This is a genomic window from Bacteroidia bacterium (assembly GCA_020852255.1).
Lineage (GTDB): Bacteria > Bacteroidota > Bacteroidia > JADZBD01 > JADZBD01 > JADZBD01.
This window is the reverse complement of sequence record JADZBD010000015.1, coordinates 88,083-106,429: the sequence shown is the minus strand read 5'-3', so window position 1 is coordinate 106,429 and position 18,347 is coordinate 88,083. Positions and strand designations below refer to the sequence as shown.

Below are 18,347 nucleotides of genomic sequence, written 5' to 3'. Positions count from 1 at the left end.
GTCACTTGGTTTTAAAATATCGGTTAATTAACTCTTCGGCTTCTGATTCTAAAATTACCATGCGCTGACCTGCTATCCTTACTGCTCCCAGAGCCTGGTTGTAATACTTCATCAGAGAAGTCTTTGATACAAAGCTGATGCAACCGCCATAACCCAAGTCCGCAGACATTTTACATGCAAACGCAAACAGATTCCCACCTACACCCTCATATAATTTCTCTTTCCCCTTATTGAAGTTGGCGTTCTCCACAAGGTTTACAAAAACGAAGTTACGGTGAACACTCAGGGAAATTAATCCGTGAATAATATTTTCGTTCTCGACAGTAGTCATTTTATACACCCGATTACTTTTATCCTTCAACTCATGATGCCAGTTAAAAATCCAGTCCCTATTTCTAATCTCCTTCCTTGATACTTTACTAAAAACTGTCTCGAAAATTTCCCCAGAGACGGCATTCACAATGGAGTTGGTCAGCTTATCAATCTCAATATTAACGGCTCGCTTTTGTGGCATACTTCATTGACAAAGATACGAAAAAAACACCTGTTTTAAAACTGCATCTTCTCCAGCGGATGCAAACTCTTCAACTGGTCCTGAAGCTCCTCGTAACGGGTGGTGCGGTACCGCTCGGTGCTGGATACATAGCGGTGCCCTGCCTTCACCATGGCTTCCATCAAACCTTCTTCGTCCTGCCACTTAGTAATAACGCTTCCACGCAGGTGACGCAGGTCCTGCACCTGGGGAAATTCCCACCTCAGCTTTCTAAGCAACCTGGTAACGGAATTGTTCAGATCTTCGCCTTTTCCCCTGGACAAAAAGAATCGGTCCGTATTTGTGCTCATGCCTCTTCCCAGAAAATCAGCTCGGTACTTGTGTTGGTAATCATACAGGTGTTGCATCTGAATAAACTCAAGTTTGAGTCTTCGTGAGTTGGTCCTGCTCTGTCCTTGAATAAACACTTCTGAGCGTTCGTAATCAATATCGCTTTCTCGAAGTTCGGTGAGTTCCGAGCGCATGAATCCCTGGAATACCACAAAGCCAAGCATACAGCGGTTGCGGTGCTCCACTGGAGTGCGAGGCTTTATCGACTGGTATATTTTCAAAAGCTCATGCCTGGTGAGTGCTTTTGTGGGAAGCGTGTGCTGCTTTTTTTTCTTTATCTAACTCTGAGCGGGATTATTCTTACAACCCAGGAAGTAATAATATTTTTTGATGGCCAGTTCCTTAGCACAAATCGTTCGGTCTCCATTTCCATTCTCACGGCACTGTTGAATCCAATCGGTAAAAGGTGTGCGCTTAACACTTTTCACACGAAGATTATTCTCTCTCACCCAGTTAAGATAATGTCTCGCCAGGCGTGCGTACACTTTGGCTACATCCCATTTCATATTATTATCAATTAAGTACTGCTCGAACTTTTCCATAATTATTTTTTTAAGTGATTGGCTATATGAATGTATCGCTGTGTGGCTTCCAGAGTGACGTGACCCAGCATGAGTGCAATCATTTCAATGCTCATGCCTACCATATATAACTGTGTGCCCAAAGTATGCCTAAGAGTGTGAATGCCCACTCGCTTATCACTTCCGTATCGGTCCTTCACCCGTTGCCAAAGAGCTTCCATGCGCTTGGCTGCTGTCTCAGGCTTTACAGGTAGCCCACGCTCAGAAATAAAAAGTTCATCGTAAGTGGAACCCTCTGGCAGGTATAGGTCACGGTAATTGTACACGTATTCTTCTACATGGACTTGTACGGTGGGTGACATCATCACGTACCTCTCTCGGTTATTTTTTGCTTTGCGCACGTGGATTCTGCTCCTTGAAAAATCAATATCAGAAACCAGCAAACGCAGTCCTTCGCTTTTTCGCATTCCGCATCCATAAAAAATGGCCAGTGAACAGCGGTCACGGTGTCCAATGGCGGAATCATCACACACCGAGTAAAGTTGTCGGATTTCTTCATGGGTGAGCACAGTTGGCAGTCCTATTGCCTTTTTTCTTTTGTGATAAATCCGAATCGGAAAAACCTTATATCCTTCCAGGACCAGATATTTAAAAAACTGTCGGATGGCTCCCTTGTGACGGGCAATGGTTTGTTCATCAAGCAATCCTTCGCCCCGTTGCTTTCTTCTTTGCGTTTGCAGATAATTCAAATAGGTGTCCATCAATGTCTGGTCAACTTTGCATACATCCGTTACAGTGCTCTCTTCAACGAACACAAGCATTTCCTTTACATAGCTTACGTGCATATACACATACTCGGCTGGTTTGCTTTCTTTTACCAGCTCACGCTCCCTGCACCGAGAAGGAAAAGAGGTCATTGAGATGATAAAGGAAAAGCTGGATAGTTCTTAGCGGGGACGCTCTGCCACCCGTTTCCAGAATCCCAGCACAAATGATACTTCCCAGTACACACGGTTTTTGTATCGGTACTGGTGAGCCGTAACATCAGGAAGCAGCTTTAAGATTCGGTACAGGCAGGTGCTGGCCTGGCCTGAAATGGTGCAGAAAGAGGACCAGTCGAGATAATATTTCTTTGTTTCTGGGACAAAGAGCATGGGGTAATTGCATTCGATACGGTTGTTCTCGTTTACGTTCATTGACATGTTGATAGTGTTTTCTATAAATAGAAACAAAAAGGAAAGCTCCCTTCCCTGGGAAATTTGAAGGAAACCAGTGGTTGGAAAAATCCTGGGGCTGGGGAGCCGTTGCGAACCGTAAGCAGAATTGCTCTTGGTGAGGAATGTTTCTTTCCTCTGTTAGAATTAAAATGCAAACGCACTGTGGGCGCAGTGCTGGGCGGGGTCCCTGCATTGAGGACTTACTTAGCGTACTAAAAGTGCGAGCTTAAAGAGAGGGATTAAATAAGGGGCTTATTGCAGCACCGAAGTACCTGGCACCTGGAATCACAGCTTTTCCACAAAGTAGTTTTTGCAAACGTAGTTTACAAACGACTCTGGGGTGTACGTGCTTTCCTCCAGAAAATACAGCATGTATATTTTTGTAAGCAAAGGGTGCTCTTCCCTGGAACCTATGTGATGGAACACAGGATTGTAATTATGAAAGTAAAACGTGCCTGCCCGTCCGCCAGGCGGGTCGGTATTCTTTCCCAGCTTAAACTCCACAACTCTTACCTTGCGTGGAACGCTTTTAAACAGGTTGAAGGTGATACCATTTCGGATTTGTCCGATTAATGCGCTTTTTCCTTCCGTATCCTTTAAGCGGATGTATCCTTCAGGAGTGATAATGCTTTTCATGGCCTTTTATAATAAATAGGCGGGGAAAAGGTTCGCTCCTATTCCAAGCATAAAAAAAGCTACCGATTTAAAAGTAGCTTGAGTTTTGGGAGGGGCTTTTCACTTATACCGAGGTTTTTTATTGTCGGAATAAATCACGATAGCTTCCCCGTTTAACAGTCTAATGCGGAGTACATTATACTTTGAAATGTCGTTAGAGCAAGTAAACGCAAACCCATTAATCACGAAAGACAAATTGCACGCAACCTCCTTTTTTATATAAATCCCTTTTGCAAGTCCTAAGTTTCCATGAGTAGTCACTTTACCTTCATATAACAATTTATTTCCACATGAAATTGAAACTTCAGAATTATAAAAATCAACTTCAAAGGCAACATACAGCGAATCATTTTGTGGTTGAATCTTAGAATCCTTCCTGCCCCTTAGAATTATTTGATTCCGTCCCGTATCGTACAGCTTTCCTGACAAAAACGTATCAACGATACAAATGTATGAGTCAGGTTTCGATTGGTCAGAATTACTTTTCTTAATACGTGTGAAACAAGAGGATAAAAATAAAACTAAAAATATATACCCAAAATTATTTATCATTCCTCGAATCATTTTGTGACCTTGTTGAATTAGCTTCCTTTTCACCTTTATCAGGCTTATATGAAGCTCCTTTTTTAAACCATGGTATAAACTTATTGAATTCTTTGACCTGCTCCTTGAATAAACCATTCTCTCCACCTGCTGAAATCATCAAGTTCTTTTTCCCATGCTCCCTATACTGGTCAAGCATTTTTTGCCTGATGAGGCGCTGACTCTTCCATAAATCAATTTTTCGGTCATGCCCTCCCGTTTCATGCGGCAATCCTGCGGTATGCCCAAGTTCATGAGCGCCAGTATTTGCTATAAACTCAGCATCTCTATCTCCACCAACAGAAATTTGCATCCAATTTGATTGTGTGTCACCAAACTTCTGTGTCCAGCCATCATGCTCTTCGCCATCGTCAAGAACTCTATCCCTAAATTCCATAATAAAATCATTTTCCCAATCAACATCTTGAACATCTATAATTTCATATTCGATATTAACTGTTGAATTAGCCCCTGCATGTTCAACGTCATACTTGAGATATGCGTGGATGTTAGAAACATGTTCGGCAATCTGCTCCTTAGTTAAAGAGGAACTATTAACGACCTTCAGTTTAATTGTATAGGTCGTTTCCCCAGTGGCTAAATTCGTGGATTTACTCCATTCTAAGCCATCAAGGTCTACGCCATCAATGGGTCTATTGCTCGCAAATTGGTATGGGGTTAAATGTGGGTATTTTTTAGTCAGCGGGTCCACACTCAAAAACCTTCCCAGCCTGGGGTTATAAATCCTGAACCCATAATCGTAGCTCGTTCCATCGGAGCCATATACTTCTCCATCACTTTCTTTTCCGTTAAACAGATATCTCGCTGTGTTTGAGTTGTATGAACGTCCTGGCATCAGGCTTCCAAACGCATAATAGCTTCCGCGGCCGACGGAGGCAGTCTGCTCCTTTAATATTGTTGTGCCGGCAGTATGCCGGAAAGACGAATTCATTACTGAATATACAAAATTTTCGGAAAATCAAAACTTCTGCCGGACCCTGCCATTGTTCTGCGTACCTACTTCCCCCGCTCAAATGGCTGATAAGCTAATAAGGCTTCTGCTGCCGCCAAATCCATTGGTGTTGTGATCTTGATGTTGTCAGGGGTTCCGTCTATAAGGTGGATGGTTTCACCCAGTGATTCTACTACACTGGCATCGTCTGTGAAAGTAATTTTGAATTCTCTTGCGTAGGCTCTGCGCAGAAGTTCAGAATGGAAAACCTGCGGCGTTTGTACTACGCAGTACTTCGTACGGTCTACCGCCACACTGGCACTCGGATCTACCTTCCGGATGGAATCACTCAGCGGTATGGCCGGTACGGCGTTCCCGTACATCTCCGCTGCTTTATACGCGTGAAGTATAGTCTTGGAATGAACCAGCGGCCGAGCGGCGTCATGTATCGCTACAATCCCTTCACCCTCCGTTTGCCGGAGCCCGCTGCGCACCGACAGAAACCGGGTGTCGCCACCGGAAGTAAGACGATGCGGAATTTCAAAATGAAATTCCTCGCATAGTTGCTTCCAGACAACGTGATGATCCTTGTGAAGCACAACGATGATCTCCGGCTTTAATTCACATTCATGGAAACGCGTGATCGTGTGCATGATCACCGGACGGCCATTCAGCTTGAGAAATTGTTTCGGAACCGGATTGTTCATCCTGTTGCCCAAACCTCCTGCAACGATGATGGCGTAATACTTCATTTACAGAATGAGCATCGCGTCTCCGTAGGTGAAGAACCGATACTTTTCCCGGATCGCCTCTTTGTAGGCTTTCATAATGAGATCGTAACCGCCGAATGCGCATACCTGCATAAGCAGGGTGCTCTCCGGTGTGTGAAAATTGGTTACCATGCAATTGGCAATACTGAACTCGTAAGGAGGGAAAATGAACTTGTTCGTCCAGCCCTTGAAAGGCTTCGAATGTCCATCGGTGGATACGGATGTTTCAATGGCACGCATGGTGGTGGTCCCGATAGCACACACTCTCCTCTTAGAATCTATGGCTTCGTTAATCACATTGGCAGTGGCTTGCGTCACTTCTGCCTCCTCGGAATCCATCTTGTGCTTTGTAAGATCTTCCACTTCTACCGGACGGAAGGTCCCCAGTCCTACATGTAATGTGATCTCCGGAAATCTAATGCCCTTGATCTCGAGCTTCTTTAAAAGCTGCTTCGAGAAGTGAAGCCCCGCCGTGGGCGCAGCTACTGCTCCTTCTACTCTGGCATATACCGTCTGGTAGCGCTCCGCATCCATGGGCTCCGGCTTCCGCTTAATGTATTTTGGAAGCGGGGTTTGTCCCAGAAATTCAATGGTCTTTTTGAACTCCTCGTACGGCCCGTCAAATAGAAAACGCAGCGTCCGACCGCGGGAGGTGGTGTTGTCTATCACTTCCGCTACCAGCATGTCGTCTTCACCGAAATAGAGCTTGTTCCCGATCCGGATCTTGCGCGCCGGATCTACCAGCACATCCCATAACCTGCTTTCGCGGTTCAGCTCCCGAAGAAGAAATACTTCAATCTTCGCCCCGGTCTTTTCCTTGTTTCCATACATCCGGGCCGGAAATACCTTCGTGTTGTTCACGATCATCATGTCCCCGTCGTTGAAGTAGTTGATGATGTCGCGGAATTTCTTGTGCTCGAACTTGCCGGTCTTGCGATGCACCACCATCAGTTTCGATTCATCACGGTTCTTCGCGGGATACTCTGCCAGAAGATCTTTCGGCAGGTTGAATTTGAATTGGGAGAGTTTCATAATGCTTAACCTTACAGGATTAAGAAGGGTGCGAAGATACTACTGCCTTAACCCCGAAGTCAAGGGAATTCATAGAAATTAAGTGATTGAAAAACAGGAATATAGCAACATTAGGCGAGTCTCTTTACCGGTTAATGGAATACCAGCCTGAGCGTCTGTGTCCTGTTTCCGGTTCTGATCTCTGCCAGGTAAATCCCGTTTGCCAGTGTACCCCGGTGCAAGGTATAGGTATTGCCTTTGAATGAATCGCTGATCATGAGCCTTCCTTTCCCATCGTATACCCGCAGTTCATAGGCGGCGCTCTGGTCTGTTTGAATTTGCAGGAAGTCGGTGGTGGGATTGGGATAGGCTGTAATAAGGGTCTGTGTAACTTCTTCATCCACGTTCACCAGCTGATTCAGATCCAGGGTCCATTGGCTGCGCCCGTATGTTCCTGCTACCAGTTTGCGCGTTGGACCATGCAAAACGAGATCGTTCACAGGTACAATGGGCATGCCGGAACCGGCCGCCTGCCAGCTGCCTCCTAAATTGGTGCTGTAATATACGCCCAGGTCGGTGGCAACATACAAAATATTGTTATTTGAAGGATCTACGATCACATCATTCACCGGAGCCTGAGGCAGGTTGCTGCTGATATCCGTCCAGCTGCTTCCGTTGGTATTGCTCATGAGTATATGTGGGGTGTATTCGTGCCAGCGGAATCCGGATACCGTGCAGAATACTCTGTTTTGTACGCTAGGGTCTGCCGTAAAACGGGTGATCCAACGTACCGGCAATCCACTGTTGATCGGTGTCCAGTTTGTTCCTCCGTTCAGAGTCACCCAGGCGTTTCCATCGTCACAACCTGCATAAATTATATTCGGGTTAACCCCGGAACAGGAGAGGGTGGTGATGGTGTGAAAATTCTGATTCCCGGTTTGCGGGCCGGCGGTAAGGTCCGGTGATATCGCTGTCCAGTTATATCCGCTATTGGTGGATTTATATACTTTCTGCCTTCCGTGAAAAACAATAGTTGTGTTCTGAGGATTATAAACGATCGGTGTCATCCAGTTGGATCTCTCGTTCATATCTATCCCCGACATGCCGGTACTTAAATTTCCATACTGGTATTCGTAGATCTGGTTTGCGGGGTTGTTAGGATCTACCAGAACGTAGAATCCGTCTCCCCAATACACCGTTTGCCAGTCGTTCAGGTTCCCGGTGGGAGTATAGGCGGTACCATTGTCCTGCATACCTCCATATAAGTTGGTTGGATTCTGATAGTCAATTTCACAGGTATAAAACTGTGATACGGGAATATTCTGGAAATTGGTCCAGCTGGATCCTCCATTGGTGGAAATGTTTATTCCTCCGTCGTGTCCCTGAAGCACCAGGTTGGAATTATTCGGATGTACATAGGTACTGTGCTGATCAACATGAAAGGAAGATCCGATATCGTTCCAGGATCCTCCTCCATTGGTAGATTTCCAGAGAGAAAGGTCGCAGATATACACATTGTTGGCATTGGTGGGATCCACTTTAACTCTTCCGTACCAGTAGAATGCGGAACTGGTCATATTGGAGAGCAGGAAATTATTTCCCGTTACAGGTGCCCAGCTGGCTCCGCCATTGGTGGTCTTATACATTCCGGAAAATGCGCCCAGGTATCCGGCGTACACCGCATACAGTGTCTGAGGAGAGCCGGCTGCAATATCTATCCCGATCCTGCCCATTTGGGCATTGTTGGCAGGAAGCCCGTTGGTGAGCATGGTCCAGGTAGTTCCCCCGTCTACGGATTTATAAATATTGGAACCTGCTCCGCCATAATTTACATAAGTAGGCCGGCGTATCCGCGTCCACGTGGTTGCGTAGAGGGTATTCGGATTGGACGGATCAAAAAGTACTTCCACCGCCCCGGTGGAGTCATTCACGAAGAGTACGTTACTCCAGGTTAGTCCCCCATCGGTGGTCCTGTATAGTCCGCGGTTCGGACCATTACCGAACAGGTCTCCCATGGTTGCAGCGAAAACAATATTCGCATTGGTCGGATGGATGGCTATACGTCCGGTGGTTTTTGTATTCTGCAATCCCACGCTGGTCCAGGTGGCGCCGGCATCTGTAGATTTAAAAACGCCTTGCCCGTCGTAGGTTACGGATCCTCTTCCGTTATTGCATTCGCCGGTTCCTACATAAATCGTATTAGGATCGGAGGGCGCGATGGCGATATCCCCGATGGAAAGAGAAGGCTGATTATCAAAAAGAGGGATCCATGTAATGCCCTGATCTGTGCTCTTGAACACTCCGCCGCTGGCGGCACCTATGTAGATAATCTGCTGCGATGAAGGATGCATTTCCACATCCGTGAGCCGGCCACCTACGTTCACCGGGCCTGCGAACTGCCATATTGCGGCCTGGGTTTCAGGATTCAGCCTGGCTGTTTGCCGGAGCGTCAGGGCTTGCTGAATAGCGGCATGATAGGCATTGTCGTCCACATTTCCGTAAGGATATATCCGCTGGTCAATGAACCAGTCGGAGGGAATCTGAGGAGGACGGGGTGAATATTCTTTTTCGATATGCAGACCGGTGCGAAGAAATGAAAAGAGCACGGCGGCAGCGAGCAGACAGGCAAATATTCCGTTTTTCATCGGGCGGGTGTTTGCTCAAATGTAAGAAAAAAGAGGTTGATCACCTCGTATAGATGGCGGTGGATAACCTGGCATTGAATGGCGGATCAGGTATCTCGAGAAAATCCTGATTTTTAATGCTTGGCTTACCTGGTATGTAGGCGCTGTAAGGTTTCAATGTGCCCGGTTCTGCAGGGGCGAACTGGGTGAATACACTCCACTGGAAATTCAACTGCCGGTAGAGTTCATAGGCCAGCAGTACCTGTCCGTTTTCAGTCACAATAGTGAATTTGGCGCCGATCACTTTTCCGCCAATCGTATCAATAATAGTAAGCGGCGTTTCCCGGTCCGTGTCGAAGACAAAGGTCTTTCCTTTACCGTATTCCGCACTGTCGCCATTAAACACGATTTCAAGAAAAGTAACCTCCAGAAGGTATTTTTTTTCCTGGGAATGCATGTGCAGCGGAAGCGAGCATATTGCACAACAGAAGAAAAACCGGATCACGGATGTCATGTAGTAAAGATACACAGATCCTCTGATTTCCTGTCAGCAGCCCGCCAGGAGAGCATGTTTAAGTGATAACAGGTCCAAGTGCAGTTCCCGGAAGCCGTTTTTTTCTTTTTCCATCAGGGGAATATGCTTTTTGGAAGTGAACACATCTCTGCCCTGTAAAAAGAAAAATGCGGCATGACCAAATCCTGTGAGAGGGATATCATCCCTGCGGGTGGTGTGCGAAAGCAGTTCTTCCGTGCGTTCCTGCCAGATTTTCCAGTCATCGGGAAAGGGTTCCCGGAACCGGGCATGAATCTCCCGTCCCCTCTCCGTAAGCAGCAGCAGTTCTCCGTTGACGCAGGCGATAAGCAGGAAGCAATCTTCAAAGGAGAACTGCTCGAATATCATAGCAGATAGTCCGGGGGGTTTAAGCAGGGTTTCCAGTAAGGTCTGCCGCGCCCTGATATAGGCTTCCCTTCCGGAAGGATGAACCTTCAGTTCCGTTATGGCCGTGTTCCAGTATTTTTCCGGCGAAACGGTCGTACGCCTTTTTACCAGAAGAGAAATGAAATCTTTGATCACGGAGTAAAGCTAAAGAGGGGGTAGCCTGGCCACCAACTTTTTTTGGCTCTATTTTAAAACCAGTGTATCTTTATGCGTTAGCGATGGAAAATGATCAGAAGATAAATTGTCCTAATTGCGGAACTTCTATAGATGTTCAGGCCATTATTTCTCACCGGATGGAAGAGGATCTCAGGAAGAAATTGAATGAGGAAGCGCTGCAGTGGCGGAAAAATCAGGAACAAAAGTTACGGGAGCAGCTGAAAGCCGAGGATGCCGAACGTATGGAAAGCATCCGGAAGGAACTGGAGGAGAAATCGGAGCAGTTGCGGGACCTGAACAAGAGCAAGGCGGAGGTGGAGAAATTGCGCCGCGAGAAGCTGGAGATGGAAGACCGTTTGAAACTGGAGAACGAACGCCGCCTGAATGAGATACTCACCGCGGAGCGGGAGAAAATCCGTAAAACGGAATCGGAGAGAAATGAACTGCGCCTGAAAGAAATGCAAAAGAAACTGGATGATCAGGTACGGCTTACGGAAGAAATGAAACGCAGGCAGGAGCAGGGCAGCATGCAGCTGCAGGGTGAGGCGCAGGAGCTGGCGATTGAGGAATGGCTGAGGGCGCAGTTTCCGCTGGACACCATTGAAGAAATCAAAAAGGGGGTAAGAGGAGGCGATTGTGTGCAGATTATCAACACCCGGGCCATGCAGAATTGCGGTACGATCTACTATGAGAGTAAACGTACAAAAACCTTCGGGGGCGACTGGCTGGATAAATTCCGGCAGGATATCCGTGACCGTAAAGCCAGTATCGGTGTACTGGTAACGGAAGCCATGCCTTCCGGAATGGACCGCATGGGAATGAAAGAGGGTATCTGGATCTGCAGTTTTGAGGAGTTCAAGGGCTTATGCAGTGTTTTACGTGAGTCTGTTATACAGCTGCATCACGCACTGAGTACTCAGGAAAATAAGGGAGATAAAATGCAGATGCTGTATAGTTATCTCACGAGCAACACGTTTCGTATGCAGGTGGAAGCGATTGTGGAGGGTTTCACACAGATGAAGACGGATCTGGATACTGAAAAGCGAGCCATGCAAAAGCTCTGGGCCCAGCGTGAAAAACAGATTGACAAAGTGTTGCTGAATACCTCTGAGATGTATGGTTCCGTAAAGGGAATTGCCGGTAACGCGATCGGAAATATCCCGTCATTGGAATTGCCGGGTTCCGATGAACCCGAAGCTTAACGGGGTTCACGCGGGCTGAATCATTTCATTTTCTTGCGAACTACTTTTCTTACCAGCGGCTTGATGCCGTCCTCCGCCACACGCCGCGCTAATTCATCCGCGCTTCCGCTTTGTTCCTTCAGCCAGTCGCTGTACTTTTTTCCCAATACGGAGAGATAGGTCCCGAACAAATTCAGGGAGGAGGCTTCCACCAGTTCACCGGGCAAGTGCAGGAGAATTTTCTGTACCAGGTAATCTTCTTCGCATGTTTTCAGCTGATTATTCAGTGTGCTGAGCGAAGCGTTTTCCGGATGAATGGGAACAGAGGTAATAAATACCACATCTCCTTCCTCCGGTACGGTAGTGCCAAGCACCGCTCTTTGCTGTCCGATACCTGAGTAGACTTGCTGACGGCCTGTTTCGCAAAGTGCGCGAATGCTATCGGCCGATTGCGCTGTAATAGTAGAAGAGAGATACATCATGGCTCTTGCCAGTATCTCCAGTTCGTACGCACTCAGAGGAGCAGTTTGAAGAGGAAGAAACGAGCCGCCTTCTACCGGAACTACCGTACCATCAGGATGCACCAGCCACTGATCTCCGTTTTGATCCGTGATCAGCAGTCCGCCCTCATAATCAGCCTGCAGCAGAGTGGTATCACCATTTTCCGAGATGATATATACATGCCCGTTGGATGTAAACACCGAATCGGCGTCTCCGGGGTAAAACCAGGTATCCTCATAATCCCATTGACCCGCCCAGGCATTGATTCCGCTGGATAGTGCCCGTACTTCACCGGAGCGAATCTCCAGGTCTTCGTTCACAAATACGGTTTGAAAGGAAACATTCAGACGGAAACCAAAGAACACGGTTACTTTTCCCGTGCCCGAGTAATATCCGCTCTGCTGACCCGGTGTGATATGGCTCGTTTCCAGTTCGAAGGCACCGATCTTAAGGAATGTTCCGGGAGTTATATTTTTTGCGGGTGTTTCGGGAGGAAACAGGGTGGGAATGAAACCGGAGTTACAGGAATAGACGGGAGGCGAAGGTGTTGTAAAGCGCACTTCCTCACTCCACGCTGTTTCACCATTCTCCGAATAGCCTTTTACTCTTGCAATGTAAACGGTGGCGGGCTCGAGGTTTACAAGGCGGTGAGAACCACTGTCAGAATGAAATTCAAACCAGTTACCTGCTCCTTCTTTTTTTACATGCAGCAAATACCCGGTCATAAAGCTGTATTCATTCCACCGAACCAGCGCCTTTCTCGGCGACAGCGGGATGGCTTCCGGGCGTAACAAAAGGGGAACAGAAATTTCTGTTGTGTACCGGAAGGTGCACACATTGCTTTTTCCGTTGTTCGCGAAGAGCGAAGAGCCATTAAAATCACGTAGTGTAACTCGCCAGCAGTACAATCTGCCTTCCTGTAGTGGCGGATGCACGGAAGTGTAAGTGAAATCAGGAGCAGACACATTCGCCGAGTAATAGGGTACCCCTGCATTTACAAGCCATTCGGGATCCAGGTTGTCAGGAAAGACTTCCCATAACTCAAACAGGTAATTTACCGGTTGAATGATTCCCGGGGTGAAGGTGTGAAAGATATCCCAGGAAAAATGAATTTCCGGAAGTGGCGTTGCTGCAATGTCTCCGGCGCATTCCGGTAATGCAGTGCGCGGAGGTTCTGCCAGAACAAACCAGTCTGTTTCGCATAGGGTATTGCTTACAGCTACTTTATCAGGGTGAACGTATGAGCGTACCTGAATGCAGAGGGTATATTCGCCTTCAGGAAAGTGCCGTATCTCTTCATATTCTCCGGGGCTGATACCCGTGAAGATCATCTGGTCAGGATCAAGGGAATATGCGAGAAAGTCAGGATCTGCGGCCGTAACGGTGAACGGCTGCAATGTGATCCATTCTTGTATGCTGAGTGGATCGGTCTCTATCCGGAACCCGTTACCTTCTATTTTGAAATAAAGAAATACATCCAGCGAAGGTTCGGAACTGTCCGTTAGTTCCAGGGAAATATTCATGTCGCTGTACAGATCGGGGAGCCAGGAAGTGTGCGGATGATTTAATTGCAGGTTGCACTGCACGGGCCACTGCTGTGCGGTACAGTAGCTGCAGATAATCCACAAGAGAGGCATTAAAGATTTTACCATTGAAGTGTGGTAGTGTATTGAACTTCCCACCGGCCGGGTGATAAATGTCCGTCTACGCTTCCGCTCACACGGGATCCGGTCTTCCGGAAGCGGATACCTCCCTGGGTGGTGAAAGTGTATTTTTTTTCAGCCAGGGTGGAGGTGGTAATTAGGGGAGAAAAATGGATGCGAAAGGCTCCTTTTCCGGGCATGTATTCAAACTGTGCGCCTGCGCCATGCCTTAGCTTTTCATCGGCCCGCAGACGAATAGTTACAGCATACCGTCCGGCGGAATGGCTGATTCCTGTACCTGCTTCGAGACGAACTGAAGTGCAGGCAAAATACTTGCCGGCAGCTGCAAAAAGCTGTGTTATATTCAGGTTTGTATTCAGCTTGCAGTTCTTTAATGTGAAACCGCGGCTGAGGGTGAGGTTGTTCTGCCCCTGCCAAAGGGCGGTTATTAACGAGATGTTTTCCTTCGTGGAACGGGTGATCACCTTCGATGCGCTGCTCCTAAAACTGATGGTTGCCCCTTTTTTTGATTTTCCTGATAGAGAAGCGCTGAGGTGATCCCGCACATGTGTTTCGGTTCTTCCTCTGCTGAGACCGCGGCGGCTCCTTTCCCATTGTACCTGTGCGCGGTATCTTTTCAGCACATCGTAACTCGCTCCGGCGCTTAGCCGGTCTTCGTCACATGCCTGTGAAAATACTCCCCAGGATTCGTAACCGGCTCCTGTGATGGAATATCCCGCGCTGGCTTTCAAACGACCTGAACTATAAAGAAGCAAGGCACGATGTTTGAAAACGGCCCTGTTTTTATTCAGGATACTAAATGCATGTTCCTGCTCCCAGCGGATTTGTTTTCCCAGCGGTGCTTTACACAGGATTCCTCCTGCCAGATTCGTTCTCTCCGCCGACTGAAGCAGTGGTTTTTCATAGAGGTAAATAAATCCGGAACGGCATTCCCATTTTCCATTCTTATAGCCTGCCGAAAATCCCCCGCCCAGCCGCGAAGGGCTATAGATCCCGTCCTTTAAATCGGCTCTCTTAAACTGACCATAAAATCCGGATGTTTTCCAGGCACCCCGGCTGTATTCTGCACCGCCACCCAGGAAAACCTGTCCCTGAAAATAATCCGGCGAAAAATTCATCGTGCTGTATCCGGCATGCAGTGTCAGATTTTTATGTGTGGGACGGATTCCAATCCGGTTGAAGGGATGCGAATAACTGAGTTGCCGGTTGGTATACTGTGCCGTAAACGGGAAAGACCATTCACGGATTTTCACATTGAGATTTCCGCTGGCAACCCAAACCGGAAGGGCATCTCCTGCGGTGTAGCGAAAGCGAAACTGCAAACCGCCTCCGGTCCCCTGAGCGAACAGGCTATACCAGGGTAGCATCAGTACCGCAGGCAGGTATAGTTTGCAGGCACTCACGGGGAAATGATGAACAGAAAGGAAGCGTGGTCGAATTCTGCAAAAACTTCCAGCCGGTATATTCCCCCCGCGGGCGACGCAAAGGATACCTGGTTAGTGTAATAGAGTTGCTCACGGGCCCTGTCGGTATAGAGAATATTCCCCTGGGTATCACTGATCTGAATCCGGAGGTCTTGCTTTTTTTCCAATTCTACTTCTATGGTGAAAACTCCCTGGTTCGGATTGGGGAACACGCGGGTACGGAGAATTCCGTTTGCATTAAATAGTGTGGCGAGGGTACTGTCATGTGCCCGGATGAGGAAGGTGCGTCCGACACTGATCAGGCAACCGGGATAATGGGCGCGGAGAAGAACGGAAACCGTACCTGTGTCGGAACATATAAACACGGGGAAAGCGGATACCGGGTACAGAACGGGACCACTGATCTGCCATACGGTACTGTCGGGAGGTGGAAGACTCAGATCCACCAGAACTACCGTATCGCCTACGAACAGATCTTCGGTACATAGAAATCCTGTTGCCGGAGGTGTTGCATCGCCGGTGAGCGTGAGTGTGTCACGGTGAATACATCCGGGAGAATCCCTTACTGCAAACGGGTAAATTCCGTAGGGAAGCCCGGCAAACACATTACTGCTCTGAAAATTATTGCCCCCGTCTGTGGAATATTCATAAGGGGGAATACCACCTGCCGCCAGGATCACAGCTGTGCCTGAATCGGATCCGTTGCAGGAGGAAAAAAGAAGAACGGAGTCGGTGATGGGAGGGTCAACGGCAATATAAAACGTGTCGGTACCGGAGCACCCGGAAGAATCCGATACTTGTACCCAGAAGACGCCGCTGCTGTCGGCCCTGATTCCACGCAGGCCGGAAGTGCTGTTATCGTCCCACAGGTAACTAAGCGGACCAAAGTTGCCCAGAGGATCAGGAACAAGTGTCAGAGAGTCGCCCCGGCACAGCAAGGTATCGGTAACCGAATAAAAAAGGATCTGGAAATTCTCACCGGCCACCAATGTATCTGTAGTACGGCATCCGTTGTTACTTCTCACCGCTGAGGCGATGTAGTTTCCCGGAGTTTGTATGTAGGTGGAATCAGGAATGGTATCATTACCGGGCGTGATCCAGGATAGTGAAGTAGTAGGTGTAAGGGTAATCGCGTCAAGCAGCAGACTGTCATCCGAACAGGAAAAGCTGATCAGGGGCAGTTGTAGCGAAGGAGGAAGCGTATCGGTACTCAATAAAACCAATTGGGATGAATCAGCACAGGCACTGAGAGTATCTGTTACAATCAGACGAAACACCCCGGAGCCTGTTGCATAGTAGGGATCAGGGTAAGCCAGCAAGGTTTGAAGATTTCTCCATTCGATCCGCACATTCTGTGAATCCGATGCGGCATCCAGTAGAATTGAATCAGTGATGCAGGTAAAATACGCCGACGCAGAAGGAAACAGGTTCGGAATGCTGATGAGAATGCTGTTGGGTGTGCCCAGATCCAATCCTACCTGAACCCAGGCGCTGTCTTTGCAGCCGTTCAAGGTATCGGTGACTACCAGGTAATACACTCCGGGATTTGTGATGGCGGCCGGATCGGGTTGAAAGTTTTGGAAAGCGGCATCATGCCACCATAGTGTGCAAGCGGCAGACAGAGTGGAACCATCAAGCAGAATGGGCGAACCGGCACAGCCTACAGTAAAATTTCCCGTGGGTATTTCCACATCGGGGCGAAGGGTATCGAGTGTTACAATACACGTGTCAGTGTTCATACAGGCTGAGAGGGTATCCATACAATGGAGTACATAATTACCCGGGAGTGAAATAAGGAGAGAATCACATGGAGCCGTACAGGATTGCGGGCCGTTCCACGATAAAACAGTACCGGCATCACCGGTGCCGCTGAGCCATACCTGTGTGATCAGGCAGTTAAGAATGAGGGAAGGAGTAGTGGAGCACGCTGGCAGATTATTTACTTGTATACCGGTATTTATCGGAATACCGGCCGCTCCGCAAGAACTGAAGGGTGTAGCGCTGAGCACTCCGGATGTGGCAGTGGAGGAAAAGTAAAGTGTACAGGAATCGTTTTGCGGGAACAGCACGACACCACTTCCGGAGTAAGACCAGGTAAACTGCGTGCTGTAGGAAGAAGGACTAAGAACGAACAATACACTGTCGCCTTTGCACACCACAGAATCGCTGATGAGGAAATCACTGCCGGGGGCAGGAGGCAGGCAGTACACGTCCCAGGCGGGCAAATCGGTACGGCATATAAATAATACGTCGCCGCATTTAACCGGTTTTGCGGAGCGAGGTACAGCACTTGGGTTCCAGGGTGTGACCAGGTTATTCAGCAGCGATACCGATCCCAGTCCCGCTCGGCCCTGTGTTCCGATCTGGTTGAAGGAACCATTCATGATAACAAGACCGGGGTGAATTTCAATATCATCAATCAGATTGTTGGCACCGATGGATAAGGTGTTCAGTGTTAGGGAGGGCAAATTGATTCTGGCTATACGGTTTCTGCCGCTGCCGTGAATCACTGTAAACCGGCCGGACACGTACAGGTAATTGCCGGAACGTTCCAGATCCAGCACGGAATCGTTCGGCTGGGGGCTCCACGGGAGAATATTTTCGGTGACCGTGTTCACTGCGAGCAGGTTTTGCCTGCCACCGATGGTGAATGAGCCACCTGCGAAGAGCATGCCCGGAGAGCTCTCCAGGCAGTTCACACCGGTGAAATCATATAACCCTCCCAGCGAAGGATCCCAGTTGGTCAGCACAGTGCCGGAAGCAATATGAATGGCAGCGATACTCCAGCGTGGTACGGTATTCAGTCCTGAAAAATCTCCCGCCACATACAAGGTATCACCGCTGAGCGTAAGATCATTGATTCTTTCCCATCCGGGGTTATCCACGGAAAGGGTCCATACCCATTGACGGGTCAGTACATCAAAGCAGCGAACGGAGGTGCGGTCCTGAAGTAAATATAATTTTCCGGAGGCATAGATCATTTGGTGTGTGATTACCGGAGGGCTGAATCCGGAGCCGGCGAGTGAATCAAAACTTTGTGTAGCATTTTGCCAGCGGAATAGTTTCCATCGGTTGTGGGGGTTGAACGACTGCGCCGTGGCGATAAAGTATTCGCCGGCCATGCTGTCGCAGGCTACCGCAGTTTTATTCGCTCCCGTCCACGGATCAGGAAATGGATAAAGGTTTTGGGCGGCCGGGCGCAGAGCGGCAAGCAGAAGCAACGAAACGGGCAGAATGAATTTCACG

General features: G+C 48.3%; 16 protein-coding genes. 1 reads left to right on the top strand and 15 read right to left on the bottom strand.

Annotation, left to right across the window (positions count from 1 at the left end; genetic code table 11):
* Position 1: 1 nt before the first annotated feature.
* The 12 genes from IT233_08180 to IT233_08125 all read right to left on the bottom strand — a co-directional run bounded on the left by IT233_08180 (position 2) and on the right by IT233_08125 (position 10,310).
* Entirely contained in the window at positions 2-514 is a 513-nt protein-coding gene (locus tag IT233_08180; GenBank protein MCC7302604.1) for a hypothetical protein, read from the bottom strand.
* Positions 515-549: 35 nt separating this feature from the next.
* Positions 550-1,104: a site-specific integrase gene (locus tag IT233_08175; protein MCC7302603.1), complete on the bottom strand. Its 555-nt coding sequence runs from the start codon at positions 1,102-1,104 to the stop codon at positions 550-552.
* A gap of 57 nt (positions 1,105-1,161) precedes the next feature.
* The gene (locus tag IT233_08170) at positions 1,162-1,425 is read right to left on the bottom strand and encodes a hypothetical protein (GenBank protein ID MCC7302602.1); all 264 of its coding nucleotides are present in this window, start codon (positions 1,423-1,425) and stop codon (positions 1,162-1,164) included.
* A gap of 2 nt (positions 1,426-1,427) precedes the next feature.
* Positions 1,428-2,321 (bottom strand): tyrosine-type recombinase/integrase, encoded by an 894-nt coding sequence (locus tag IT233_08165; GenBank protein MCC7302601.1) that lies wholly within the window; start codon positions 2,319-2,321, stop codon positions 1,428-1,430.
* A gap of 30 nt (positions 2,322-2,351) precedes the next feature.
* The gene (locus tag IT233_08160) at positions 2,352-2,606 is read right to left on the bottom strand and encodes a hypothetical protein (GenBank protein MCC7302600.1); all 255 of its coding nucleotides are present in this window, start codon (positions 2,604-2,606) and stop codon (positions 2,352-2,354) included.
* A gap of 300 nt (positions 2,607-2,906) precedes the next feature.
* A complete protein-coding gene (locus IT233_08155; GenBank protein MCC7302599.1) occupies positions 2,907-3,257 on the bottom strand; it encodes a hypothetical protein in 351 nt (116 codons plus the stop codon).
* A gap of 580 nt (positions 3,258-3,837) precedes the next feature.
* Positions 3,838-4,830, bottom strand: a complete 993-nt coding sequence (locus IT233_08150; protein ID MCC7302598.1) for an RHS repeat-associated core domain-containing protein — start codon at positions 4,828-4,830, stop codon at positions 3,838-3,840.
* Positions 4,831-4,895: 65 nt separating this feature from the next.
* Positions 4,896-5,582 (bottom strand): 2-C-methyl-D-erythritol 4-phosphate cytidylyltransferase, encoded by a 687-nt coding sequence (locus tag IT233_08145; GenBank protein MCC7302597.1) that lies wholly within the window; start codon positions 5,580-5,582, stop codon positions 4,896-4,898.
* On the bottom strand, positions 5,583-6,632 hold the full coding sequence (gene queA, locus IT233_08140; GenBank protein ID MCC7302596.1) for a tRNA preQ1(34) S-adenosylmethionine ribosyltransferase-isomerase QueA: 1,050 nt from the start codon (positions 6,630-6,632) through the stop codon (positions 5,583-5,585).
* Between the two features lie 131 nt (positions 6,633-6,763).
* Positions 6,764-9,256: a T9SS type A sorting domain-containing protein gene (locus tag IT233_08135; protein ID MCC7302595.1), complete on the bottom strand. Its 2,493-nt coding sequence runs from the start codon at positions 9,254-9,256 to the stop codon at positions 6,764-6,766.
* Between the two features lie 40 nt (positions 9,257-9,296).
* The gene (locus tag IT233_08130) at positions 9,297-9,749 is read right to left on the bottom strand and encodes a hypothetical protein (protein MCC7302594.1); all 453 of its coding nucleotides are present in this window, start codon (positions 9,747-9,749) and stop codon (positions 9,297-9,299) included.
* A 33-nt stretch (positions 9,750-9,782) separates the two neighbouring features.
* Entirely contained in the window at positions 9,783-10,310 is a 528-nt protein-coding gene (locus IT233_08125; GenBank protein ID MCC7302593.1) for a hypothetical protein, read from the bottom strand.
* 83 nt (positions 10,311-10,393) lie between these two features.
* On the opposite strand from IT233_08125, the gene IT233_08120 reads away from it, so the two are divergent.
* Complete coding sequence (locus tag IT233_08120) at positions 10,394-11,533, top strand: DUF2130 domain-containing protein (GenBank protein ID MCC7302592.1); 1,140 nt, start codon at positions 10,394-10,396, stop codon at positions 11,531-11,533.
* Between the two features lie 20 nt (positions 11,534-11,553).
* On the opposite strand, the gene IT233_08115 is transcribed toward IT233_08120, so the two are convergent.
* The 3 genes from IT233_08115 to IT233_08105 are packed head-to-tail and all read right to left on the bottom strand — an operon-like array spanning position 11,554 to position 18,346.
* On the bottom strand, positions 11,554-13,665 hold the full coding sequence (locus IT233_08115) for a fibronectin type III domain-containing protein (GenBank protein MCC7302591.1): 2,112 nt from the start codon (positions 13,663-13,665) through the stop codon (positions 11,554-11,556).
* Positions 13,659-15,080 carry a hypothetical protein gene (locus IT233_08110; protein MCC7302590.1) on the bottom strand — a complete coding sequence of 474 codons (1,422 nt, stop codon included), beginning with the start codon at positions 15,078-15,080 and terminating at the stop codon, positions 13,659-13,661. The genes IT233_08115 and IT233_08110 overlap by 7 nt, the downstream gene beginning before the upstream one ends.
* On the bottom strand, positions 15,077-18,346 hold the full coding sequence (locus IT233_08105; GenBank protein ID MCC7302589.1) for a SprB repeat-containing protein: 3,270 nt from the start codon (positions 18,344-18,346) through the stop codon (positions 15,077-15,079). Before IT233_08105 ends, IT233_08110 begins: the two co-directional genes overlap by 4 nt.
* Between the last annotated feature and the right edge of the window lies 1 nt (position 18,347).